The following is a 21,336-nucleotide window of genomic DNA, read 5'->3' on the forward strand; positions in this document are numbered from 1 at the left end:
CAGTCCTTATCCGAAGTCGACCGCGGTCCAGTCGTTGGAAATCGCCCTGAAATCGGGCGTCAGCGGCAGGTCGGGATCGAAACGGCCCGGCACTGGCTCGTAGCGCAGCTCCTGCGCCCCGCCGACTTCGCTGGTGTAGTAGCCAGTCAGGATCAGGCCCTTGATCGCCTGCCACGGGCTTTCGCTTTCACGGCTGGCAAAGGCATCGGCATCGAGCGCCTTCACGGCCGCAAGGCGTTGCGCTGCCGGCGCCTTGAGGAAGCTGCCACCAGCCCGCCCGTCCAGCTCCTTCTCGAGCCAGGCGACATGCCGGATCGAGCCATCGTTGCGCGCAAACCGGGCATAGGCGGTGGGGTCCTTGAGCGGTGAGCGCGAGCCATCGAGCCCGTGCGCCAGCGCGAGGATCGCGAAATCGCCTGCACCCACATCGCCCGCACCGGGGGTTGCCGAACGCGGGATCACCAGCTGGCTGACCTCCTTCATCATCAGGCGCTGCCGGTCGCTCGGCGCATCTTCCGATTCGAGCCGGGTCAGGCTCACGGCGGCGGCGGGCATGCCAAGCGCCAAAGCGATCAGCGCCGAGGCACTGACGAATTCGCGGCGGTTCCAGCCGCGCTGCGGATCATTCTGCATCAACCGATGTCTCTCCCGGCGCACGGATCACCGCACGCATGCAATATAGAATCAATACTCTAATTTGGATGCGCGGCGCAAGACTCTTCCTGCACCCAACTCATCTTATTGATCAGTGATTAATCTAGCGCTTTTCGCAGATTTCGCAAAGGGCGTGTATGATCGCGCGGACGATCTCGTCCTTCAGGCTGTAGAAGCGCACTTGCGCTGCCACGCGGCTGTCGACCACGCCTTCATCGCGCAGGCGCGCCAGGTGTTGCGAGACTGCCGACTGCGAAAGGCCGGTCAGTTCAACCAGTTCCGTCACCGAAACCTCGCCCTCGTCCATGCGGCAAAGCATGAGCAGGCGCTCGGGATGGCTCATCGTGCGCATGCGGCCCGCCATGGCGGCGGCATTCTGCTTCAGGTCGGCAAGGCTGGCGGGCTTCATAAGCTCAGCAGATAACGCCGATTGCGCCACGCACAAGACCGCGACACCAACTAAATTACACTTGCCTTATATTAGTTCTAAGTTATATAAAGGGTCAAAGGAGTCTTCCGATGTCCGACCATGCCCTTGTCACCGCCACCGCCCAGATCAGCGCCGCCCGCGCCTCGGCAGCGGCCCCTGTCGTCACCACCTTCTTCGACGAGGCGACTTTCACCGCGACTCATGTCGTCCATGATCCTGCCACCTTGCGCGCCGCGGTGATCGATCCGGTGCTCGATTTCGACCAGGCCTCGGGCCGCACCAGCCATGCCTCGGCCGATCGCGTGATTGCCCATGTCGAAGCCCACGGCCTCACGGTCGACTGGTTGCTCGAAACCCACGCCCATGCCGATCACCTCTCTGCCGCCCCCTATCTCAAGGAAAGGCTTGGCGGGCAGATCGTCATTGGCGCGGCAATCCGCACCGTGCAGGACGTGTTCGGCAAGGTCTTCAACGAGGGCCCGGCCTTCGCCCGTGACGGCAGCCAGTTCGACCTGCTGATGGACGACGGCCACACCTTCCGCGTCGGCGGGATCGAGGCCATAGCACTGCACGTCCCCGGCCACACCCCGGCATGTCTCGCCTATGTCATCGGCGATGCCGTGTTCGTCGGCGATACGCTGTTCATGCCGGACTACGGCACCGCCCGGGCCGATTTCCCCGGCGGCGACGCGCGCACGCTCTACCGCTCGATCCGCCGCCTGATGGCCCTGCCAGACGAGACGCGCGTGTTCCTGTGCCATGATTACAAGGCCACCGGGCGCGACCAGTTCGTGTGGGAAACCACAATCGGCGCCGAGCGCACGGCCAACGTTCATGTCCACGAAGGCGTCAGCGAGGACGAGTTCGTTGCCATGCGCGAAGCGCGCGATGCCACGCTGGGCATGCCGAAGCTGATCCTGCCCTCGATCCAGGTAAACATGCGCGCAGGACACCTGCCCGAACCCGACAGCAATGGCGTGCGTTACCTGCGCCTGCCTGTCGACCTGCTGTAAGGCGCCGACCGTGATCTTCGACCTGCAACATCTGCTGGCGAGCCTGTCCGGCGTGATCGTCGGCTTCGTCCTCGGACTGGTCGGCGGCGGAGGCTCGATTCTTGCCGTGCCGCTGATGGTCTACGTCGTTGGCGTCGCCAGCCCGCACCTTGCCATCGGCACGAGCGCGCTGGCCGTGGCGGCGAACGCCCTGTCAGGCCTCGCCAGCCACGCCCGCGCGCGCAACGTCAACTGGCGCTGCGGCGGCATGTTCGCGGCGGCAGGCGTACTCGGCGCGCTTGGCGGATCGACCATCGGCAAGGCCGTGGACGGGCAGAGCCTGCTCGCGCTGTTCGCACTGCTGATGCTGGTCGTCGCCTTCTTCATGTGGCGCGGGCGCGGCGCGGAGGGGATCGAAGGCGTGGTCTGCAACCGCGACAACCTGCCCCGCGTGCTGACATTCGGTGCTGGCACAGGGCTGCTTTCGGGCTTCTTCGGCATCGGTGGCGGCTTCCTGATCGTGCCCGCACTGATCGCGAGCACATCGATGCCCATCGGCCGCGCCGTCGGCACTTCGCTGGTGGCGGTGAGCGCATTCGGGCTGGCGACCTCGCTGAACTATGCAGCCTCGGGCATGCTCGACTGGCCGCTTGCCTTGGCCTTTATCGCGGGCGGCGTGATCGGCACGGTGCTGGGCACCAAGGCTTCGGGCAGACTGGCCGCGAGCAAGGGCACGCTCAACACGCTGTTTGCCGGGCTGATCGTCGTCGTGGCGCTCTACATGCTGGCAAGGAGCGTACCTGCGCTGATCGGCTAGAGCGTTTTCGAACCAGATCGAATCATCTGGTGGCCAGGAAAACGCGGTGAAACAGGAATCTAGAGCGATCATTCCGATGCAATCGGAATGAATTCCGCTCTAGGTCCCCGCACCGGGCGCAGGCGTCTCGACCAGCTCGGCGATTTCGAAGGCAAAGCTCTTCCAACCGCGCATTTTCGCCGCTTCCTGCGCCGGCGCCCGCTTCTTGCGAGCCTCGGCCAGCGATCTGGCGTGGCCCCAGAACACCTCGGTCTTGCCGTTCTCAAGCTCGGCGACGATCCGCCAGTAGTGCGTGAAACTGTCGGTCGTCGGCCCGATGGTCTTCACGTAACCATCGGGCATCGTCGCAGTCAGATAACGGCGCTTGCGCTTGCTCATCGCCGCTTCTGTGCCGCGATGCTCCTCGGCAAGCAATCCACCAAAGCAAACCGGCGGGACGTTTCCGCTTGCGCGCAAGGCGTGGAGAAACTAGGGGCCGTCACCAGTCGGGGAGTAGCGCAGCCTGGTAGCGCATCTGGTTTGGGACCAGAGGGTCGTAGGTTCGAATCCTATCTCCCCGACCATTTTCTTGAAGTGACGGTTTTCTCACGATTCTGCTCAGAAAGCTGAGTAAGAATCTACAGTTCGTGGAGCGCAAACGTCTCCATGGCTCAAGCGACGGGCGAGGCATTCCGCGCATGGCATCTCACCCTGTGTAGGGTTGGCACCGTGGTTGCCGCCACAGTTTCGCCATGACGCGCACAGTTCGGGAATGAAGCGCTTAGGGTCAGCGCCGCCTTCGACTATGCCCCTCCCCCCCTGCCGCCGCTCGTCAGGAAGGATACATCGGGTCCTGCTCAGGCAGCGACGGCGAGAGTGGGCAGGCGGGCGAGTGAGCGGGAAATGTTGTTGAGCGCGCGCACACCATTGCCTTGGCACTCAAACCGCGTGATGCGCTTGGCCAGCGCTCCAAAAACCGCGGTCAATTCCATGCGGGCAAGGTTCTGCCCTGCACAGCCGTGGGGGCCGTGGCCGAAGCCGAGGTTCTGCTTCTCGCGCCGGTCGATCCGGAAGGAGTCTGGCGCTTCGAACTGGCGCTCGTCGCGGTTGGCGCTGGCATAGCACACCACGACGCGGGTGCCCGCAGGGATCACGCTGCCATCGGAAAGCTCGGCGTCCTGGGTGGTGACGCGAGCGAAGCTCTGGAGCGGCGTTTCCATGCGCACGATCTCGTTGGCCGCGTGCATGGCAAGGCGCGGATCGGTGCGCAGCCTGTCCCATTCGGCCGGGTTGTCGGCAAAGAGCTGGATGCCTGCGGCCATGGCGCTGATGGTCGTTTCGAACGCGGCGACGACGTAGCCCGCCAGCATGCCAATTGCGGTCTCACGGCTGATCTCGCCACGGCGGGAAGAGGCGATCAGCTTCGCGGCAAAGCCGCCTGGCAGCACGCGCTCCTTGTCATAAAGGTTGCTCAGCAGTCCCATCATCTCCTGAAGACCGCTGAGACCCTGTTCCATACGGGCATTGGCCGGACCCGCCGCGTTCCATGATCCCGATGCCAGATCGAGCAATGCAGGGCGCACGTCGTGCGGCCAGCCGATCAGGTCCATGACCACGCCGACCGGCAAGTCGAGCGCAAAGTCGGAGACCGCGTCAAACGTGCCCATCGTCGCAATGCGGTCCACCAGAGCGGAAGCGCGCTGCTCGATAGTGTCCGCCACGGGTTTCAATGCCGCAGGGCCGAGCGCCTCCATCATCAGCTTGCGCCTTGCGGTATGAACCGGCGGGTCCTGACAGATCAGCGCCTCGTCCCATGCGGCATTGATCACGGGATTGAAGCCGATCCCCTGCGCCGAGGAAAACACCTGCCAGTCGTTGAGCGCGCGGCGCACGTCGGCATAGCGACCGATGAAGCAGACGTTCGTCGGCTCCAGCCAGACGGCCGAACCGAGATCGCGCAAGGCACGGTATGTCGGCCAAGGGTCTTCAAGGACGGCGTCCGAGAAGATGTCGACCGTGCTGGCTGGCAGCATCATGTCAAGCGATCCCCTGCTTGCCGGGCGAAAGGATGTGGTTGGGGTCGAGCGCCTGCTTGAGCCGGGCGTTGAGCGCGCGGTTGGCTTCGCCGTATTGCTTCGCCACCAGGTCCATGGTGTTGACGCCGGTGCGATAGCTGGCCCAGCCACGCTCGCCAAAGCGGGTGACCATCTCGCGGATGCAGTCGTCGGCTTTCTTCTCCTCGACCGGATCTTCCTTGTCATACTGGATGAAGATCAGGTGGTGCAGTTCGCGCCCGCCGATGGCGTAGGCGACCGAGTAGTCGAAGCCATATTTGCCGAGGATTTCCTTGGCAAGTTCGGTCTGCTGTTGTGTCTCGATACCCTTGGCTGGAGCGACCGGCGCAAAGCAGCACATGCCCCCGCCGCGCCAGCGCATGATGCCTTTCTCCTCGAGCGTAAGCTGGCCGGACATCAGGTTCTTGTGGTGTTCGAACCACAGGTTGCCGCCCATTTCCTTCTCGGTCAGTACCTCGCCGCCTGATGCCTCGAAGGCACCGCGCACGATCGGCTCGATCGCGGCGATGATCTCGTCGGTGCCATAAAGCGCGAAGTAGGTGTTCCACATGCCGAGGCCGTGCTTCTTCGCAAAATCGCGCACCACGTCATCGGGAATGCTTTCCGGCTTGTCCCACAGCTCCTCGCGGCGGTGGAACATGGCGATCTGGTAAGCCGCGCCCATCATCAGCACGACGTTGGGAATGAGGTTGTTCATGCGGAACGGGCGCATGGCATCGACGATCTTGGCGACGTCGCCCATCTCGTTGTGGCGCACCATGAACGGCTTGAAAGCGGGCGGCTTGGGCATGAGCCAGAAACCCAGCTTGGTCACGACGCCAAAGTTCGATTGGGTGAAGATGCCGTCGATGTAGGGCCCGTAGCCCCACTTGAACGCCTGCCAGGTCGTCGAATTCTTGACGCTGCCCATGCCGGTGCGCACCACCGTGCCATCGGCCAGCACCACTTCCATGCCGCACTGCATGAAGAAGTGATCGCCATAGGGGGTGTAGCCAACGCCACGTTCAAGCGTGTTGCCCAGCGGCGAGACGATCGGGCCGACCGTGGGCACGTCGAGCCAGAACGGCAGGTTGTGCTCGTCCAGATAGTCGCGCAGGTCCTGGTAGGTGACGCCCGGTTCCACAAGCGCCGTGCCGAGTTCGGCATCGATCTCGATGATGCGGTTCATGCGCTTCATGTCGAGGATCATCTGGCCACTGCTGGCAGGCGTGGCGCAGCCATAGCCCATGTTCTTGCCGGTGGAGACGGTCCACAGCGGGAGCTTGTATCTGTTGGCGACCTTCAGGATCGCCTGCACCTCCTCGACCGAGGCCGGGGCGACCGCGCCAGACGGCACGTGCTCGTGACGGGGATCTGGCGTGAAGCTCTTGGCATATGGCAAGGTGGTTTCGGGATCGGCAAAGACCCATTCCGCTCCGACGACCGCGCGCAGTTCTTTGACGGCTGCGGCAAAGGCGCCCTTGTCGAGATGAGCCGGCAATTGGCGCGGGCCATCAAGCGGCGAGGCGAAAGCACTCGATCCCAGCATGGCGGCACCCACGGCGCCGGTCCGGATCACATCGCGGCGGCTGATACCGGTCATTCGCCCTTCTCCTTCGGGTCGGCCTTCGAGGCATTGAGCCATTTTGCGAGCGCCTTGAGTTCAGCATCGCTGATTTCGGTCGGTCGGAAGGCGACCATGCCGCGCGGGCCGGTGCGGACGTATTGCTCGATCACCTCGACCGGCAGGCCACGCCCGCGGATGATCGGAGCCACGTGCTGGCCATGGCAGTAGCCACAGGTCTTGGCGTAGACAGTCTCGGGCGGGCGCGGCGCAGCCGCAGCACCGGCTAACCCGGAGCAAGCCACAGTCGCGATAGATATGGACGCAACAATGGGACCGGCAAATCGCCGGTTACGTGCCAAGACAGGCATTCTGCGCTTCTCCCAACCATCGGCTTCTGCGACCGAGGACATCGAATCTAAATCCGACAACATGTCAGATTCAAGTTGGGATATGTTCGATCTTGCAGATCGTCAAGTTTATCCTTGGAGAGGTGCCGGGACCAGCGCGGGCAACGGCTTTTCGGTGATTTCCCGTGCATCTGCCGGAGCTACACCGAGGCCCACGAGGATCGTGGCGACGACCTGTTCGGGGTAATTGCCGTCCCGTTCCTCTCGCAGCATCGTCGAGATCGCGGCGATGGTCGTCCCCAGGATCGCATCTCTGCCAAGGGCGCTGTCCGCGATCGTCAGGTAACCGGCGGCGATCGCCTCCATCACCGTAAGTTCTGCCTGGCGGAAGGTTTCCGCGCCGAAGATGATGCCATTCGCGCTGAGATTGATCATTGACCGCCCCCAGCCGGGAACCTCGCGCACGCGGTGCAGATAGAAGCGGATTGCTGCCGAGATGCGTTCGCGCGGGTCGGGCAGGAGCGAAACGGTGTGGGTGACTGCGGTCAGGAAATCGTGGGTGACCTCGTAGGTCACGGCTTCACGAAGCTCGCTCATGCCGGAGAAATGGTCGTAGAACGTCGCGCGGGTGATGCCGGCGCGCTGCGAGACGTCCTCGATCCGCGCGTAAAGGCCATCTTCCTCGCCAAACAATTCGAACGCTGCGGCGATGACCTTGGCGCGTGTCTTCGCTCGCCGCTGCCGGCCCAGTTCAAGCCTGCGCGCCTTGTCAGATCTTGCGTCTGCCACCTTCAACCTCGCACCGTTTGCATGGGCTCATAAACCAATCTGACAAATTGCCAAATCTGGCACCGGCTTCGTGCAGGCAAGAATTTGTTGGCAGAATGGCGCAAGTTGCCTGGAAACCGACTTGCCAGCTGATCTCCCCCCCCGCTGGCCCGCGGTCATGACAAGTGTCTTCTGCATCGGATGGAGGGAGGCAGCGGGGGGCAGGTCAAGGGCAATCACCGACCTGATTCGGCGGCGCGTTTTGATTGCATTCGATTTATGCTGGAGAATACGGCAGTAACGATGTGATCATAAGGTTGTAGCAGCGAAATCGTTGGGCGTGCTGCTGGCATGATCTTGCTGAATCAAGCGTCGCCTGATTGGCGCCTCACGCCCCACGCAGCACGGCCGTGTTGTCCTCGATCATCTGGCGCACCGATCGCGCCTTGCGCCCGGTCAGCCTCTCGACGTCATCGGTGCAAAGCTCGAGGAACCCTTCGCGGATCGCGCGGCCGAAGCTGACCATGTCGTCGCTGTTCCAGGGAATGCCGGCGACTTCCAGATCATCGACCGGGCGGCGCGGGATGCCCATTGCGTCGAACATCGCGTACTGGCCTTCATCATCCAGCGAGACGTATTCGACCACCCGCCCCGTGACTTCGGCCATGATCGCCGCGACCTCGCGGAAGGTCTGCAGTTCCGGCCCGGTGATGTTGTAGATCTGGCCTTGATGGCCCTCGCCCGTCAGCACCGCCACGGCGCTTTCGATGCAGTCGTCGCGCCAGACCATGGCCTCGCGGCCTTCCCCGGCGTTGGAGAACCACTTGCCGCTCTGCATCACGCCCGGTCCTGCCATCAGGATCATCGCGTCGGCATAGTGCGCATCGCGCAGCATGGTCCAGCCGCAGCCGGATGCCCGGATCAGGCGTTCGGTCTCGATATGATCGTGCCGCACTTCGGCGGGATTGGCGGGATCGTCGATGCCGATGAAGCTGGTGTAGACCACATGCCCGACGCCCGCTGCAGCCGCCGCATCGATCGCCGCCTTGTGCTGCACCACCCGCGCGCCGACGCGAGTGCCCGAGATTAGGAGCATCCGCTCCGCCCCCTGCACTGCCTGCTCCAGCGTTTCGGGCTTGTCGAAATCGCCATAGCGCACGATGCACCCTTGCGCGGCGCGGTCGGCCAGTTTCTCCGGTTTGCGCGTGATCAGGATCAGATCGCTTGCCCGCCCTTCCGCAATCAGCCGATCGGTGACGCCACGGCCATAATTGCCCGAAGCTCCGGTAATGACGATCCGGCTCATGCGAGCATGTCCAGCTGCGCCTGCGGCACCCACCACCCGTGTACCTGCGGACGCAGCCGCGTGGGGATGTGCACCTTCGCCACTGGCCCGGCCCCGATGTTCCCGGCATCGACAACCCATGTTTCGTGGATGAACTGGTTGTCGCCAGTCTGCTGGTCCATGATGAACACCAGCCAGCCGTCCTTCGCAGGGTCAGCAGCAGGCACGTGCACTGGCTCGTTGAACCCGGCCATTGGCGGCAGGGCGAGCGCGTTGGTCACCTGCGGCGTCGGCGTGTCCATCCCGTCCAATCGCAGCAAGATGTTGAAGCTGACGCCGACCGGCCCCGCAAACAACGGCGGCCCCTTCAGCTCGGGATTCATAGAGAGCATGAAGCCGGTCTTGTACCGCCGCCCCTGCAGCTTCGCCGGAATCACCGGAAAATCCCCGGAGGCCCGATGATGGTTTCGACCACCTCGCCGCCGTCAGCCTTCGGATCGACCGTCCAACGGGTCAGCGCGCCCTTCATGTCCTGCGGGCCCATCTGGATGCCCGAAGGCTCACGGATGAAGGCGAAAGCATTAGTGTTGTTCAGGCACGCATCGAAGTGGAGCATGCCGTCCGCATCCTCCCACGCGTTCATCATGTGGTACGAATGGCAGCCCTTCGGCCCCTTGAACCACTTGATTTCAGACACATCGCCATATCGCGGCATCACGCCCAGCCAGCTGTCCAGCTCCGGCTCATGATGCCAGTGCTCCCCGCCCGCCTTCAGCCGGTCGAGGTCCGCCGTGGTCGGGTAGATCGGGAACAGCGCGTAGTTCTCGCTGATCGTGAAATCGTGCATCATCGCGCAATAGGGCGCATCGAACCACTGCTCGGACTTGAGCGTGCCATCCGGTGCGACCACGCAATAGGCTACCTTGGTCGATGCCTGACCGTCCGCCTCGTAGCCATAGAAGAACAGCTCGCCCGTATCGGCATCGATCCGCACGTGCGCGGTCATCGTTTCAGACTTCAGTGCGCCGCCGAAATCGTAGGAACCGAGCGTTTCGAGCGTCTTCGGATCGACGCGATAGGGCCGCCCGTCCTCCTTGGCCATCAGCAGGCGCCCGGCGTGCCACACCGGCGTGGTGTTCGCCACCGTGCGGTCCACGCCCTGCACCGAGGCATCGTCGGTGAACGGATTGCGATACTTGCCGAACAGCGCCTTGCCCGCCGCCTTCTCCGCCTTGTAGCGCGCGGTTTCCACGAACTTCATGATGAAATCCGCAGTTCCGTCACCGTTGAACGAAAGGCGGCTGACCATGCCATCACCCGAAAGGGTGTGGTCATTGTCGAACATCGGCGGGAAGGCGGGATCAGGTACGGCGCGATAGAAGCTGCCGCGCACCTCGGCAGGCAGCTCGCCCTCCACCTTCAGTCCGCGCAGTTCCACTTCCTGCCCCACCGGCTCGTTCGCACCGGTAAAGTAGATCGTCTGCGGATACGCACCCATGGCCACACCTCACCCTATCATTTGTTACGGTATGTGTAGCGCAATGCGCGCCGCGTTCAAGCCCACCAATAGGCCGTCGCGCGCATTTCGATGCTGACACGCGGGGCGCGTCGGCGGGACAATTTGGCAGATCGAACGCCACGTGCGGCACGTGATGCGCACGGGCAGGATCGCTGTCGTTGGTCTTGAACAGCACCGCCTCGTCGATGGTCATCTGCGAGAACCAGTGCCAGCGGTGCGCTGGATTGTGCGCTACGACCAGCCCTTCGAACGACCACTCCGGCTGCCCCGGCGCATCGAACACGGCATCGGCGGCGATCAAGTCCACGGGCGCAAGACTGCGCGCATCGCAGAACGCCAGCGGCACGTCCTGCGGCGGCGGCGAAATCGCGCGCCAGACATTGTAATGCGCGCACCTGAGGTAGGACCGCCCGCCCGCGCCCCGCTCGGCAAAGGCGCGCGCCGTCGCATCGGAAATGTCGATGTGCGCAAAGCGCGCCGGCATCGAATTGTCGAGGCTCCCCGCCTTGCCGCTCTTCTCGGAAAAGCGCAGCAGCCCCGGCGCGCCGACGTGGACGAAGTCCGCCCCGGTCTGCGCCTGCACCAGCTCCTCGATTTCGCGCATGTGGATGCGCGCTACCTGCTCGCGATCGGCAAAGTCGGTAACGGCGCTGCGGTGCGCCACGATCTCGAAACCCTCACGGTCGATGGAGGTGCCTGCTCCGCGCGCATCGGTCATCGCCATGGGGTGAAGGACGATGTCCACCTCGTCGCGCTCGTGGGCATTGGCATAGTAGCGCGGCCGCGCGAACTTGCGCCCCGAGTAGGCGATGCGTGCTTCCATCATGCTCTCCTTGGCCGGCCTGCTTTTGGTGCGGGTTCGGCTTTAACGATTTCAGTTCACGTCACCCCGGGCCTGACCCGGGGTCCCGCTTCACTTCCCAAACCTCGCAGAAGAAAGCGGGACCCCGGATCAAGTCCGGGGTGACGAGGATGGAGGGCAGTGTGATCGCTCCCCAACGAAATAGGCCCGCCGTTTCGGGCGGGCCTTTCCAAGATCAGCCGGCTGCCAGCTGCTGTTCCAGCTCGCCCAGTACGCGGTAGCAGTCGAACACCTTCTGCACCGAGCTGTTCGGCTCACGCCCCTCGCGGATCGCGGCGATGAACTCGCGGTCCTGCAATTCGATGCCGTTCATGCTGACGTCCACCTTGGAAACGTCGATCGGCTCTTCCTTTCCGTTCACCAGATCGTCGTAGCGCGCGATGTAGGTCGCGGTATCGCCGATGTAGCGGAAGAAGGTGCCGAGCGGCCCGTCGTTGTTGAACGACAGCGACAGCGTGCAGATCGCGCCGCTCTCGCTCTTGAGCTGGATCGACATGTCCATCGCAATGCCAAGCTCGGGATGGATCGGGCCTTCGACGGCGTTGGCCTTGACGATCTTGCCAGCCTGATAGGCAAACAGGTCCACCGTGTGCGCGGCGTGGTGCCACAGCAGGTGGTCGGTCCACGAACGCGGCTCACCCTTGGCGTTGATGTTGCGGCGGCGGAAGAAGTAGGTCTGCACGTCCATCTGCTGGACGTTGAATTCGCCAGCCTTGATCCGGTTGTGCACGAACTGGTGGCTGGGGTTGAAGCGGCGGGTGTGGCCGACCATGCAGACCTTGCCGGTCTCTTCCTGAACGCGCAGCACTTCCTGCGAATCCGCCCAGCTGTCGGCCAGTGGGATTTCCACCTGCACGTGCTTGCCCGCCTTCATGCAGGCGATGGCCTGCGAAGCGTGCATCTGCGTCGGCGTGCACAGGATCACCGCGTCCACGTCGTCGCGGGCCAGTGCATCTTCCAGCTCGGTCGAGGAGTGCTTGGCGCCATACTTGGCGGCCACGGCAGCAGCCTGTTCGCCGGTACGGCTGATGATCGAGGTGATTTCGACGCCGTCGATATTCTTCAGGCCGTCGAGGTGCTTTTCGCCGAACGCACCGGCGCCTGCCAGGGCTATGCGCATGTCTTGTCCCTTTCTTGAAAAAGGACCGGGTAGCCGGTGAGGGCTACCCGGCAAGGGTGGATAGGGTGAACGTCAGTCCGCCGGTTCGAGCACGATGTGCCCGATCGCGGTGTTGCTGCACGGAATGTGGTAGTGGCGGTTGAGCGTCTTCACGCTCTTGCCCAGCGCGCCGCGCATGATCAGCCACATGACCATCTCGATGCCTTCGCTGCCAGTCTCGCGCAGATATTCGATGTGCGGGATGTGGCGGACGTCGTCGTTGTCCGATCCCAGCATGTCGAGGAACTTGTTGTCCCACTCCCGGTTGAGCAAACCGGCGCGCGGGCCCTGAAGCTGGTGGCTCATGCCGCCCGTGCCCCAGATCTGCACGTTGAGATCCTCGGGGAAGCTTTCGACCGCCCGAGCGATGGCCTCGCCGAGCGCCCAGCAGCGGTTGCCCGACGGCACCGGGTAGGTGACGACATTGACCGCCAGCGGCACGACCTTTACCGGCCACTTCTCCGGCTGGCCGAACATCATCGACAGCGGCACGGTGAGGCCGTGGTCCACGTCCATCTCGTTGATGATGGTCATGTCGAAGTCTTCGAGGATCAGGCTCTGCGCGATGTGCCAGGCAAGATCGGCGTGGCCTTCGACGTCGGGAACCGGGCGCGGACCCCAGCCTTCGTCAGCCGACTTGTAGTGCTCGCCGCAACCGATCGCGAACGTGGGGATGATGTTCGCGTCGAACGCCGATGCATGGTCATTATAGACCAGAATCACGACGTCGGGCTTGCTTTCCTTTTCCCATTCGCGGGTCCACTCGTAACCCTTGAAGATCGGGCCGAAGTAGTCGTCCTGCCACTTGCCCTGGTCGACAGCGACCCCGAGCAGCGGAACGTGGCTGGAGCCGACGCCAGCGGTAATTTTGGCCATCTCAATAGCCTCCCTTGATCGAGCGATTGCCTTCTGGCGAGCGGCCGCCATCGAGCATCATCTGGCGGTATTCCGGCCAGGTCATGTCGGTCATCGTGCTGACCGCCTCGGCGAACGGCAGTCCGTCAGACGAGAACAGTTTCGACAGGAAGTAGACGTTCCCGCCAAGGTCGAGCAGCGCGTTGTAGTCGCGCCGAAGCAGCGCCTGCTTGGCTTCCTCGCTGATCTTCCACTCGTCGAGATAGGCGCGCTCGTCAGCCTTGAACCGTTCGCGGTTCTCCGGCTTCATCAGGCTCATCGCGAACTGGTTGATCCAGTAGCCCTTGCGGGCGCGCTTGGCGGTGAACACGCGGGTGCCGGGGATATCCTCGAACTCGGCGAGGTATTCGTGGATGTTCTGGGTCGGCTTGGCTGTTTCAGTCACAGGCCTCTCTCCTTCAGCTTGGCGTCGAGGCGCGGGAACACGCGGCGCGCGTTGCCCTCGAAGATCGCATGGCGTTCGGCATCGCTGATGTCGAGCGCATCGACATAGCGCTTGGTGTCGTCGAAATAGAACCCGGTGGTGGGGTCGATGCCGCGCACCGCGCCGACCATTTCCGAGCCGAACAGGATGTTCTTGTTCTCGATCACGTCGGCCAGCAGGTCGATCCCCGGCTGGTGGTAGACGCAGGTATCGAAGAACACGTTGTTCATCAGGTGCGTGTCTAGCCCCGGCTTCTTCAGCATGTCGGCCAGCCCGCGATAGCGTCCCCAGTGGTACGGCACCGCACCGCCGCCATGCGGAATGATGAAGCGCAGCGTGGGGAAACGGCTGAACAGGTCGCCTTCCAGCAGTTGCATGAAGGCGATGGTATCGGCCGCGATGTAGTACCCGCCGGTGGCGTGCATCGCCGGGTTGCACGATCCCGAGACGTGGATCATCGCCGGAACGTCCAGCTCGCACATCTTCTCGTAGAACGGGAACCAGTATTCGTCCGTCAGCGGGGATGCTTGAAATGCCCGCCGCCCGGATCGGGATTGAGGTTGCAGCCGATGAAGCCCAGCTCGTTCACGCAGCGCTCCAGCTCTGCAATCGAGCTGGTCATGTCCGCTTCCGGCGACTGCGGCAGCATGCACACGCCCGCGAAAGTCTCGGGGTAAAGCCCCACCACGCGCGCGATCAGGTCATTGCACACCTGCGCCCACTTCACCGCAACCGACTGGTCGCCCACATGCGGGGCCATCGCCGAGGCGCGAGGGCTGAAGATCGTCATGTCCGCACCACGCTCTTTCAGCAGGCGGAGCTGGTTGCTCTCGATCGTCTCGCGGATCTCGTCGTCAGAGATCTCGGGGTACGGCGGGCACTCGGTCCCGACCTTGAACGCGGCCTTCTGCTTCTCGCGCCACTCGTCGTGCGCCTTTGGCAGCACGGTGTAGTGGCCGTGGCAGTCGATGATCATGGTCATGCGACTTCAGTCCTCTCAGGGTTGAATGCGATTGTCTTGCCCGCCTGCTCGCGCTGGCGCTTCACCGTGCCGCTGGTCATCACCGGCTCCACGCCCAGCGATTCCAGCGTTTTGCAGCTTTCTTCCATCTCGGCGGCGCGGCGGAGCCCATGGGTCGTCATGCGCTCGACATTGTACTCGGCACGCTCGAACCAGCTTTGCGTCTTCTCGCTGGCATCCAGTGACGACAGCACTTCGTCGACCACGCCCGCTTTCGTCGCCGCAAGCATCATCTCGGCGGTCAGCGCCTCGACGCCCTTGACCATGATCGAACGGATCATCTTGATCGCACTGGCCCGGCCAATCTCGTCACCGACAACGCGCGTCTTGGCAAAGCCCATCGCCTGCAGCCGCGCCTCGGCCTCGGCTGCATGAGCGCCCGAAATCAGCAGCGGCACGTTCATCCGCGCCGGGTTCACCGGGGCCAGCACCGCCACGTCGACATAGCGCCCGCCCGCTGCCTCGATCGTCTTGGCCGCCGCGCGCTTGGTATCGGGCGCGACGGAATTCATGTCGCACCAGATCGCGCCTGCTTTCAGCAGACCGGCATAATCAACAGCCGCAGGCAGCGCCGAATCCGCCGTCACCAGCGACAGCACAATGTCGGCATCGCCAAGCGCATCTTCGGCCGTGCCGCAGATCACCACGCCGGCCTGCTCCATCACCGCCCGGCGCGCCGGGTTGATGTCGAACGCCAGCGCCGCAGACTCCCAGCCTGCCGCCTTGGCAAAAGTGGACCCGGCCTCACCGAAGCCGATCAGGGCAATAACGCTCTCCATGGCCAGCGGTCCTGCGTTGGTGCGCGCGAAGGAACAAATGCAAACATCGCCACAGGTATAAGTTTATGCAAACCCTTCTGCGGCAACCTCGCGCAGCAGTGCGACGAACGCGGCCTGCGGAGCCGTCGGCCGCCAGCCCTCGCGCGTGGTGATACCGATGGTCCGGGCGACCGGCACCGGCGGCGGCAGCGTCGCCAGCACCCCTGCATCGAGTTCTACCGCCAGTTGCGCCGGGGAAAGCAGCGTCAGCGCGTCCGATCCCAGCAGCAATTGCCGCACCGTCAGCACCGATCCGCACTCGATCCCCACGCGCGGTGGCTCGGCCCCGGCGCCGCGCATCATGCCTTCCCAATAGTGGCGCAAGGGCGTGTCACTTGCGGGCAGGATCCACGGAAAGCCCGCCAGCGCCACCCCATCCACCGCGCCAGCCAACAAGGGATGCCCGGCACGCATGACCAGCGCGGGCCGGTCCTCGAACACCGCCTCCTGCGCCAGGTCGTCGAGCGAGGACGCATCGCGCAGCGCGCCCAGCATCAGGTCCACTTCACCATCGCGCAGTGGCCCCGAAAGCTCGGCATGGCTCCCTTCGACCACCGCCACGTCCACCCCCGGATGCGCGGCGGCAAAGCGCAGGATCGTCTCGGGCAACCACCGCGCCCGGCTCAGCGGCATCGCGCCGACAACCACGCGCCCCGCCGCCTTGCCCTGCCACGCCGCCACTTCGGCAAGGCCTGACCGCAGTTCTGCCATGGCCAGACCGAACCCGCGCGCGCGCCGCTCGCCCGCAGGGGTCAGCATTACCGAGCGCCCGCGCCGGTCCACCAGCCGCTGCCCCAGCGCGACTGACAAATCCGCCACCGCCCGATGCAGCGAGGCCGACGAAAGCCCCGTTGCCTCCGCCGCCACCGCATAGGACCCGGCCCGCGCCAGCGCCAGGAACGCCCGCAATTGCGTGCCCGTCACGCGCGGAGAGCCGACATGCGCAATCGCCGCCTCTGCTCGTGGCGCCAGCAGCAGCGCCGGTTCGGTCGGCGTCATCCCCGCTGGCCCGCGCTCGAACAGCGCACAGCCGATGTCCGCCTCCAGCCGGGCGATTGCCTGCGTCAATGCAGGCTGCGTCAGGTTCACCGCCCGCGCCGCCCGCGTCACGCTGCCATGGCGCACCGTTGCCGCGAAAGCCGCAATGTGCCGGACATTGATCGCGTGGAGCTGCATGCCACATCGCTTAGCATTTCCTTATGGCCGGTGCCAAACATTGCATTGGTTCCCCGCGCGCCGCAGTCGCATGGAACCCGCGAACAGTTTTCCATGGGAGCCGGAAATGTCGGGAATCGTCGTCCAGAACATCGAACGTGCCGATCCAGCCGTGATCGATGGCCTTGCCGCCTGTGGCGTCGCCACCGTCCACGAAGCGCAAGGCCGCACCGGCCTGCTCGCCTCCTACATGCGCCCGATCTATCGCGGCGCCCGCATTGCCGGATCTGCCGTCACGATCAGCGCCCCTCCGGGTGACAACTGGATGGTCCACGTCGCCATCGAACAGCTCCAGGCCGGAGACATTCTCCTGCTTGCTCCGACCAGCCCTTGCGAAGACGGCTATTTCGGCGACCTCCTCGCCACCAGCGCGCAGGCGCGCGGCTGCCGCGGCCTGGTGATCGACGCAGGCGTGCGCGACGTGCGCGACTTGACGGAAATGAACTTCCCCGTCTGGTCCAAGGCGATCTACGCGCAAGGCACCGTCAAGAACACGCTAGGCTCGGTCAACGTCCCCGTCGTCTGCGCCAATGCACTGGTGAACCCCGGTGACGTGATCGTCGCCGACGACGATGGCGTCTGCGTCGTGCCCCGCGAAAAGGCCGCCGAAGTCCTCAAGGCCGCGCAGGCTCGCGAAGCCAACGAAGGCGAAAAGCGCGAAAAGCTCGCCGCCGGCGTCCTCGGCCTCGACATGTACAAGATGCGCGAACGCCTCGAGAAGGAAGGGCTGAAGTATGTCTGAGGGCATCCCCGAAGGCATACAATGCATGTGGATGCGCGGCGGCACGTCCAAGGGTGGCTATTTCCTCAAGGACGATCTGCCCGCCGACACCGCGCAGCGCGATGCCTTCCTGCTGGCCATGATGGGCAGCCCCGATCCCGTGCAGATCGACGGAATGGGTGGCGCCGATCCGTTGACGAGCAAGGTCGCGGTCGTCTCGAAATCCACCCGCGAAGGCATTGATGTCGATTACCTGTTCCTCCAGGTCTTCGTCGATCAGGCCATCGTCACCGACGCGCAGAACTGCGGCAATATCCTCGCCGGCGTCGGCCCCTTCGCCATCGAGCGCGGCCTTGTCGCCGCCAGTGCGCAAGAAACCCGCGTCGCCATCTACATGGAGAATACGGGACAGGTCGCTGTCGCCACGGTCAGCACGCCCGATGGCAAGGTCACCTACAAGGGCGATGCGAAGATCGACGGTGTCCCCGGCAGCCACGCTCCCGTGCCGCTCGAATTCCGCGATACCGCCGGGTCATCCTGCGGCGCACTCTTGCCCACCGGCAACGCGGTCGATGTGGTCAATGGCGTCGCCGTCACCCTGATCGACAACGGCATGCCCTGCGTGGTGATGAAGGCCGAGGACCTTGGCATCACCGGTTACGAGGACCGCGACTGGCTCGACAACGCCACCGATCTCAAGGCGAAGATCGAAGCCATCCGCCTCGCCGTCGGCGAACGCATGAACCTCGGCGACGTCAAGGAAAAGTCGGTGCCGAAGATGATGCTGGTCGCCCCGCCCAGGAACGGCGGCGCGGTCACCGTGCGCAGCTTCATTCCCCATCGCGCCCACGCCACCATCGGCGTACTCGGCGCGGTCAGCGTCGCCACCGCCTGCCTGATCCCGGGCTCCCCCGCCGCCGAAGTCGCCTCGATCCCCGAAGGCAGCCGCAAGCTGCTTTCGGTCGAACACCCCACCGGCGAAATGAGCTGCGTTCTGGAAGTGGACGATGCCGGCGAAGTCCGCACCGCCGCCCTCCTGCGCACTGCGCGCAAGCTGATGGATGGAGTAGTATTCGCATGACCGACCAGAACCGCATCATCAGCTGGCATGCCAACCCGTCGAAGCCGCGCTACACCCCGCCAGCAGGCGCGGTCGATGCGCACTGCCACGTCTTCGGCCCGATGGCGCAGTTCCCGTTCAGCGCCAAGGCCAAGTACCTGCCGCAGGACGCCGGGCCGGACATGCTCTTCGCCTTGCGCGATCACCTCGGCTTCGAACGCAACGTCATCGTCCAGGCCAGTTGCCACGGCACCGACAACGCCGCCACGCTCGATGCCATCGCAAAGTCGAACGGGAAGGCCCGCGGCGTCGCGGTCGTCGACCCGGCGATCTCGGAAGCAGACCTCCAAGCGCTGCATGACGGCGGCATTCGCGGCATCCGCTTCAACTTCCTCAAGCGCCTCGTCGATGATGCGCCCAAGGACAAGTTCCTCGAAGTCGCCCAGCGCCTGCCCAAGGGCTGGCACGTCGTGATCTATTTCGAGGCCGACATCCTCGAGGAACTGCGCCCGTTCATGGACGCCATCCCCGTCCCCTCGTCATCGACCACATGGGCCGTCCCGATGTGCGCCAAGGCCCCGATGGCGCGGACATGAAGGCCTTCCGCAATTTCCTCAACAGCCGCGAGGACATCTGGTTCAAGGCCACCTGCCCCGATCGCCTCGATGCCATCAAGGAAGGCGGCGCGGGCGATCCGTGGAACGCCTTTGCCGATGCGGTTGCGCCGCTGGTGGCCGATTATCAGGACCGCGTGTTGTGGGGCACCGACTGGCCCCATCCCAACATGGACACTGAAATCCCCGACGACGGCCATCTCGTCGACATGATCCCGCGCATCGCGCCCACCGAGGAACTTCAGCGCAAGCTGCTGATCGACAATCCGATGAAGCTCTACTGGGCCGACTGAGGTCCGGAGCTTCGCCAATTGCGCTTGCAGCGTGGTGCGATAATCTGCGCACCATGCTGCGTCGCCTTCTCCCCTTCCTCGCCCTGATCCCCGCCACGGCAAGCGCCGAAACGCTCTACGTCCGCGCCGGGCGACTGGTCGATCCGGAAGCGGGGCGGGTGCTCACCGCACAGGTGCTCAAGGTCGAGGACGGGCGCGTTGTATCGGTCCAGCCCGATGCCCCCCTGCCCGCAGGCGCAAACGTCGTGGACTGGTCTGCCTTCACCGTCCTGCCCGGCCTGATCGACTGCCACGTGCACCTCGCCGATGTCGAACAGTCCAGCAACATTGCCGAACCCTTGTTGCACTCGGCCATGGAGATCGGCTTCATCGGCGCGCGCAACGCCAGGAAGACCCTGCTCGCAGGCTTCACCTCGGTCCACGATGTCGGCTCGTTCCGCGCCTACGCCGATGTCGAACTGCGCAACGCGATCAACCGCGGCGATGTGCCCGGCCCTCGCATCAGCGCGGTAGGCGCCTACGTCACCATTCCCGGCGGCGGCGGCGAAGTGACCGGCTTTGCGCCCGATGTCACCGTGCCTGCCGACATGCGCGCAGGCGTCGTCACCGATGCGGCGGACGTTACCCGCAAGGTCAACGCGCTGTTCCAGAACGGTGCGGATTCGATCAAGCTGATCGCCACTGGCGCAGTCTTGGCGCAAGGAACCGAACCCGGCCAGATCGAACTGTCGGGCGAGATGATGAAAGCAGCGGTCGACGTTGCCCGCCAGCGCGGTTCATGGGTTACCGCGCATGCCCATGGCGCCGCCGGCATCAAGCTTGCCATCCAGTCGGGCGTCAGGGCCATCGAACATGCCAGCCTTATCGATGATGAAGGCATTGCCCTTGCCAAGGCACGCGGCGTCTGGCTCGACATGGATATCTACAACGGAGATTTCATCGCCGAGGTCGGCAAACGCGATGGCTGGCCTGCCGACATGCTGCGCAAGAACGACGAGACCACGCAAGCCCAGCGGGCGGGCTTCCGCAAGGCGGTCAAGGCCGGTGTCAGGTTGAGCTACGGCACCGACGCAGGGGTCTATCCGCACGGCGCCAATGCGCGGCAGTTCAAGTACATGGTCCGCTACGGGATGACGCCGATGCAGGCGATCCAGTCGGCCACCACCGTCGCCGCCGAGCTGCTGGGGTGGAGCAAGGATGTCGGCGCACTCTCGCCCGGTCATTGGGCCGACATGGTCGCGGTCAGCGGCGATCCCCTGGCCGATATCTCCGTCCTCGAAAACGTGCGCCACGTCATGAAGGGTGGCGAACTGGTCAGATAGCCAAAAATCGGGGCAGCCTTCGGATTGAGGCCGCCCCGATCTGTGCCGGCAGGGAGGACCGGCAACAACCGACAGGCTCAGAGGGGGGAAGCCTGCCAGAAAGGCAATCATCGCTCGTTCAGAGCAGCTTCCACGTCACCGGCACGATGACGGCCGTCGCGCCACCCGGCGGCGGCGGCACAGAACCGGCGCGCGTCGGCATGGCCAGCGCTTCCTTGTCGAGCGTGCTCGAGCCCGAGGGCGCGACAAGCTCGGTGCGCTCGATGTTGCCGCCAGCGCCGACGAAGACCTTGACCTTGGCGGTGCCTTCCTCGCCGCGCATCTGGGCCGTGCGCGGATAGGTCTGCTTCGAGGCGATGATGCGCGTCACCTGCTTCTGCCACTCGGCAGACTGGGCAAAGGCTGGCACAGCGGTTGCGGCAAAGGCAAGCGAGGCAATGCCAAGGGCGATCCTGTCGATAATCTTCATGATGCGGTTTCCTTCGATCTTGTTGAATGAC

At 64.3% G+C, this 21,336-nt stretch carries 22 protein-coding genes, 1 tRNA gene and 2 pseudogenes; 7 read left to right on the top strand and 18 right to left on the bottom strand.

Annotated elements, in window-relative coordinates; all coding sequences use genetic code 11:
• Positions 1-6: 6 nt before the first annotated feature.
• Together C7W88_RS02205 and C7W88_RS02210 are read right to left on the bottom strand one after the other, a co-directional pair.
• Complete coding sequence (locus C7W88_RS02205) at positions 7-633, bottom strand: gluconate 2-dehydrogenase subunit 3 family protein (protein ID WP_118074524.1); 627 nt, start codon at positions 631-633, stop codon at positions 7-9.
• 124 nt (positions 634-757) lie between these two features.
• Positions 758-1,063, bottom strand: a complete 306-nt coding sequence (locus tag C7W88_RS02210; RefSeq protein WP_062341928.1) for a helix-turn-helix transcriptional regulator — start codon at positions 1,061-1,063, stop codon at positions 758-760.
• 110 nt (positions 1,064-1,173) lie between these two features.
• Here C7W88_RS02210 and C7W88_RS02215 point away from each other — a divergent pair, with 110 nt between their 5' ends.
• Together C7W88_RS02215 and C7W88_RS02220 are read left to right on the top strand one after the other, a co-directional pair.
• Positions 1,174-2,097: an MBL fold metallo-hydrolase gene (locus tag C7W88_RS02215; RefSeq protein WP_118072332.1), complete on the top strand. Its 924-nt coding sequence runs from the start codon at positions 1,174-1,176 to the stop codon at positions 2,095-2,097.
• 13 nt (positions 2,098-2,110) lie between these two features.
• Positions 2,111-2,893, top strand: coding sequence for a sulfite exporter TauE/SafE family protein (locus C7W88_RS02220; RefSeq protein ID WP_370073245.1), 783 nt, complete (start codon positions 2,111-2,113; stop codon positions 2,891-2,893).
• Positions 2,894-2,992: 99 nt separating this feature from the next.
• Here C7W88_RS02220 and C7W88_RS02225 read toward each other — a convergent pair whose 3' ends face one another.
• Positions 2,993-3,271, bottom strand: a complete 279-nt coding sequence (locus C7W88_RS02225) for a hypothetical protein (protein WP_118074525.1) — start codon at positions 3,269-3,271, stop codon at positions 2,993-2,995.
• A 108-nt stretch (positions 3,272-3,379) separates the two neighbouring features.
• Between C7W88_RS02225 and C7W88_RS02230 the strand changes: the two genes are divergently transcribed.
• A tRNA-Pro gene (locus C7W88_RS02230) sits at positions 3,380-3,456 on the top strand.
• Positions 3,457-3,729: 273 nt separating this feature from the next.
• Here the strand turns inward: C7W88_RS02230 and C7W88_RS02235 are convergent.
• The 14 genes and pseudogenes from C7W88_RS02235 to C7W88_RS02290 form a co-directional block, all read right to left on the bottom strand.
• Positions 3,730-4,908: a cytochrome P450 gene (locus C7W88_RS02235; protein ID WP_118072334.1), complete on the bottom strand. Its 1,179-nt coding sequence runs from the start codon at positions 4,906-4,908 to the stop codon at positions 3,730-3,732.
• A 1-nt stretch (position 4,909) separates the two neighbouring features.
• Positions 4,910-6,529, bottom strand: coding sequence for an FAD-binding oxidoreductase (locus C7W88_RS02240; RefSeq protein WP_118072335.1), 1,620 nt, complete (start codon positions 6,527-6,529; stop codon positions 4,910-4,912).
• Positions 6,526-6,924: a cytochrome c gene (locus tag C7W88_RS24300; protein ID WP_370073171.1), complete on the bottom strand. Its 399-nt coding sequence runs from the start codon at positions 6,922-6,924 to the stop codon at positions 6,526-6,528. The genes C7W88_RS02240 and C7W88_RS24300 overlap by 4 nt, the downstream gene beginning before the upstream one ends.
• Positions 6,925-6,969: 45 nt before the next feature.
• The gene (locus C7W88_RS02250) at positions 6,970-7,629 is read right to left on the bottom strand and encodes a TetR/AcrR family transcriptional regulator (protein WP_162895870.1); all 660 of its coding nucleotides are present in this window, start codon (positions 7,627-7,629) and stop codon (positions 6,970-6,972) included.
• Between the two features lie 367 nt (positions 7,630-7,996).
• Positions 7,997-8,914: an SDR family oxidoreductase gene (locus tag C7W88_RS02255; RefSeq protein WP_118072337.1), complete on the bottom strand. Its 918-nt coding sequence runs from the start codon at positions 8,912-8,914 to the stop codon at positions 7,997-7,999.
• On the bottom strand, positions 8,911-9,330 hold the full coding sequence (locus C7W88_RS24305; RefSeq protein WP_255418792.1) for a carotenoid oxygenase family protein: 420 nt from the start codon (positions 9,328-9,330) through the stop codon (positions 8,911-8,913). Before C7W88_RS24305 ends, C7W88_RS02255 begins: the two co-directional genes overlap by 4 nt.
• Positions 9,327-10,343 (bottom strand): carotenoid oxygenase family protein, encoded by a 1,017-nt coding sequence (locus C7W88_RS02260; RefSeq protein ID WP_255418811.1) that lies wholly within the window; start codon positions 10,341-10,343, stop codon positions 9,327-9,329. The genes C7W88_RS24305 and C7W88_RS02260 overlap by 4 nt, the downstream gene beginning before the upstream one ends.
• Positions 10,255-11,235 (bottom strand): CmcJ/NvfI family oxidoreductase, encoded by a 981-nt coding sequence (locus C7W88_RS23335; RefSeq protein WP_240344773.1) that lies wholly within the window; start codon positions 11,233-11,235, stop codon positions 10,255-10,257. The genes C7W88_RS02260 and C7W88_RS23335 overlap by 89 nt, the downstream gene beginning before the upstream one ends.
• A 214-nt stretch (positions 11,236-11,449) precedes the next feature.
• Positions 11,450-12,394: a Gfo/Idh/MocA family oxidoreductase gene (locus C7W88_RS02265; RefSeq protein ID WP_118072338.1), complete on the bottom strand. Its 945-nt coding sequence runs from the start codon at positions 12,392-12,394 to the stop codon at positions 11,450-11,452.
• Positions 12,395-12,466: 72 nt separating this feature from the next.
• Positions 12,467-13,309, bottom strand: coding sequence for a class III extradiol dioxygenase subunit beta (locus tag C7W88_RS02270; protein WP_118072339.1), 843 nt, complete (start codon positions 13,307-13,309; stop codon positions 12,467-12,469).
• A 1-nt stretch (position 13,310) separates the two neighbouring features.
• Positions 13,311-13,733, bottom strand: coding sequence for a protocatechuate 4,5-dioxygenase subunit alpha (gene ligA, locus C7W88_RS02275; protein ID WP_118072340.1), 423 nt, complete (start codon positions 13,731-13,733; stop codon positions 13,311-13,313).
• Positions 13,730-14,754 (bottom strand): annotated as a pseudogene (locus tag C7W88_RS02280) (amidohydrolase family protein). Before C7W88_RS02280 ends, ligA begins: the two are co-directional and overlap by 4 nt.
• Positions 14,751-15,572: an NAD(P)-dependent oxidoreductase gene (locus C7W88_RS02285; protein WP_118072341.1), complete on the bottom strand. Its 822-nt coding sequence runs from the start codon at positions 15,570-15,572 to the stop codon at positions 14,751-14,753. Before C7W88_RS02285 ends, C7W88_RS02280 begins: the two are co-directional and overlap by 4 nt.
• Before the next feature lie 63 nt (positions 15,573-15,635).
• Complete coding sequence (locus C7W88_RS02290; RefSeq protein ID WP_118072342.1) at positions 15,636-16,787, bottom strand: LysR family transcriptional regulator; 1,152 nt, start codon at positions 16,785-16,787, stop codon at positions 15,636-15,638.
• A 106-nt stretch (positions 16,788-16,893) separates the two neighbouring features.
• On the opposite strand from C7W88_RS02290, the gene ligK reads away from it, so the two are divergent.
• From ligK to C7W88_RS02310, 4 genes and pseudogenes are all read left to right on the top strand, one after another.
• Entirely contained in the window at positions 16,894-17,568 is a 675-nt protein-coding gene (ligK, locus tag C7W88_RS02295) for a 4-carboxy-4-hydroxy-2-oxoadipate aldolase/oxaloacetate decarboxylase (protein ID WP_039336089.1), read from the top strand.
• On the top strand, positions 17,561-18,628 hold the full coding sequence (locus C7W88_RS02300; protein ID WP_118072343.1) for a 4-oxalomesaconate tautomerase: 1,068 nt from the start codon (positions 17,561-17,563) through the stop codon (positions 18,626-18,628). The genes ligK and C7W88_RS02300 overlap by 8 nt, the downstream gene beginning before the upstream one ends.
• A gap of 101 nt (positions 18,629-18,729) precedes the next feature.
• Positions 18,730-19,514: pseudogene (locus C7W88_RS02305) on the top strand (amidohydrolase family protein).
• A gap of 53 nt (positions 19,515-19,567) precedes the next feature.
• Positions 19,568-20,836, top strand: a complete 1,269-nt coding sequence (locus C7W88_RS02310) for an amidohydrolase family protein (protein WP_118072344.1) — start codon at positions 19,568-19,570, stop codon at positions 20,834-20,836.
• Between the two features lie 118 nt (positions 20,837-20,954).
• Here the strand turns inward: C7W88_RS02310 and C7W88_RS02315 are convergent, their stop codons facing one another.
• Complete coding sequence (locus C7W88_RS02315) at positions 20,955-21,305, bottom strand: energy transducer TonB (protein ID WP_118072345.1); 351 nt, start codon at positions 21,303-21,305, stop codon at positions 20,955-20,957.
• Between the last annotated feature and the right edge of the window lie 31 nt (positions 21,306-21,336).

Origin of the sequence: Novosphingobium sp. THN1 (genome assembly GCF_003454795.1) — a bacterium.
GTDB lineage: Bacteria > Pseudomonadota > Alphaproteobacteria > Sphingomonadales > Sphingomonadaceae > Novosphingobium.

Coding starts and splice junctions, on each gene's coding strand:
- C7W88_RS02315 (WP_118072345.1), bottom strand. CDS start 21,305: ATGAAGATTATCGACAGGATCGCCCTTGGCATTGCCTCGCTTGCCTTT.
- C7W88_RS02270 (WP_118072339.1), bottom strand. CDS start 13,309: ATGGCCAAAATTACCGCTGGCGTCGGCTCCAGCCACGTTCCGCTGCTC.
- C7W88_RS02285 (WP_118072341.1), bottom strand. CDS start 15,572: ATGGAGAGCGTTATTGCCCTGATCGGCTTCGGTGAGGCCGGGTCCACT.
- C7W88_RS02235 (WP_118072334.1), bottom strand. CDS start 4,908: ATGATGCTGCCAGCCAGCACGGTCGACATCTTCTCGGACGCCGTCCTT.
- C7W88_RS02300 (WP_118072343.1), top strand. CDS start 17,561: ATGTCTGAGGGCATCCCCGAAGGCATACAATGCATGTGGATGCGCGGC.
- C7W88_RS24300 (WP_370073171.1), bottom strand. CDS start 6,924: ATGTTGTCGGATTTAGATTCGATGTCCTCGGTCGCAGAAGCCGATGGT.
- C7W88_RS02210 (WP_062341928.1), bottom strand. CDS start 1,063: ATGAAGCCCGCCAGCCTTGCCGACCTGAAGCAGAATGCCGCCGCCATG.
- C7W88_RS23335 (WP_240344773.1), bottom strand. CDS start 11,235: ATGGAAGCACGCATCGCCTACTCGGGGCGCAAGTTCGCGCGGCCGCGC.
- C7W88_RS02310 (WP_118072344.1), top strand. CDS start 19,568: ATGCTGCGTCGCCTTCTCCCCTTCCTCGCCCTGATCCCCGCCACGGCA.
- C7W88_RS02225 (WP_118074525.1), bottom strand. CDS start 3,271: ATGAGCAAGCGCAAGCGCCGTTATCTGACTGCGACGATGCCCGATGGT.
- C7W88_RS02205 (WP_118074524.1), bottom strand. CDS start 633: ATGCAGAATGATCCGCAGCGCGGCTGGAACCGCCGCGAATTCGTCAGT.
- ligK (WP_039336089.1), top strand. CDS start 16,894: ATGTCGGGAATCGTCGTCCAGAACATCGAACGTGCCGATCCAGCCGTG.
- C7W88_RS02290 (WP_118072342.1), bottom strand. CDS start 16,787: ATGCAGCTCCACGCGATCAATGTCCGGCACATTGCGGCTTTCGCGGCA.
- C7W88_RS02215 (WP_118072332.1), top strand. CDS start 1,174: ATGTCCGACCATGCCCTTGTCACCGCCACCGCCCAGATCAGCGCCGCC.
- C7W88_RS02265 (WP_118072338.1), bottom strand. CDS start 12,394: ATGCGCATAGCCCTGGCAGGCGCCGGTGCGTTCGGCGAAAAGCACCTC.
- C7W88_RS02255 (WP_118072337.1), bottom strand. CDS start 8,914: ATGAGCCGGATCGTCATTACCGGAGCTTCGGGCAATTATGGCCGTGGC.
- C7W88_RS02240 (WP_118072335.1), bottom strand. CDS start 6,529: ATGACCGGTATCAGCCGCCGCGATGTGATCCGGACCGGCGCCGTGGGT.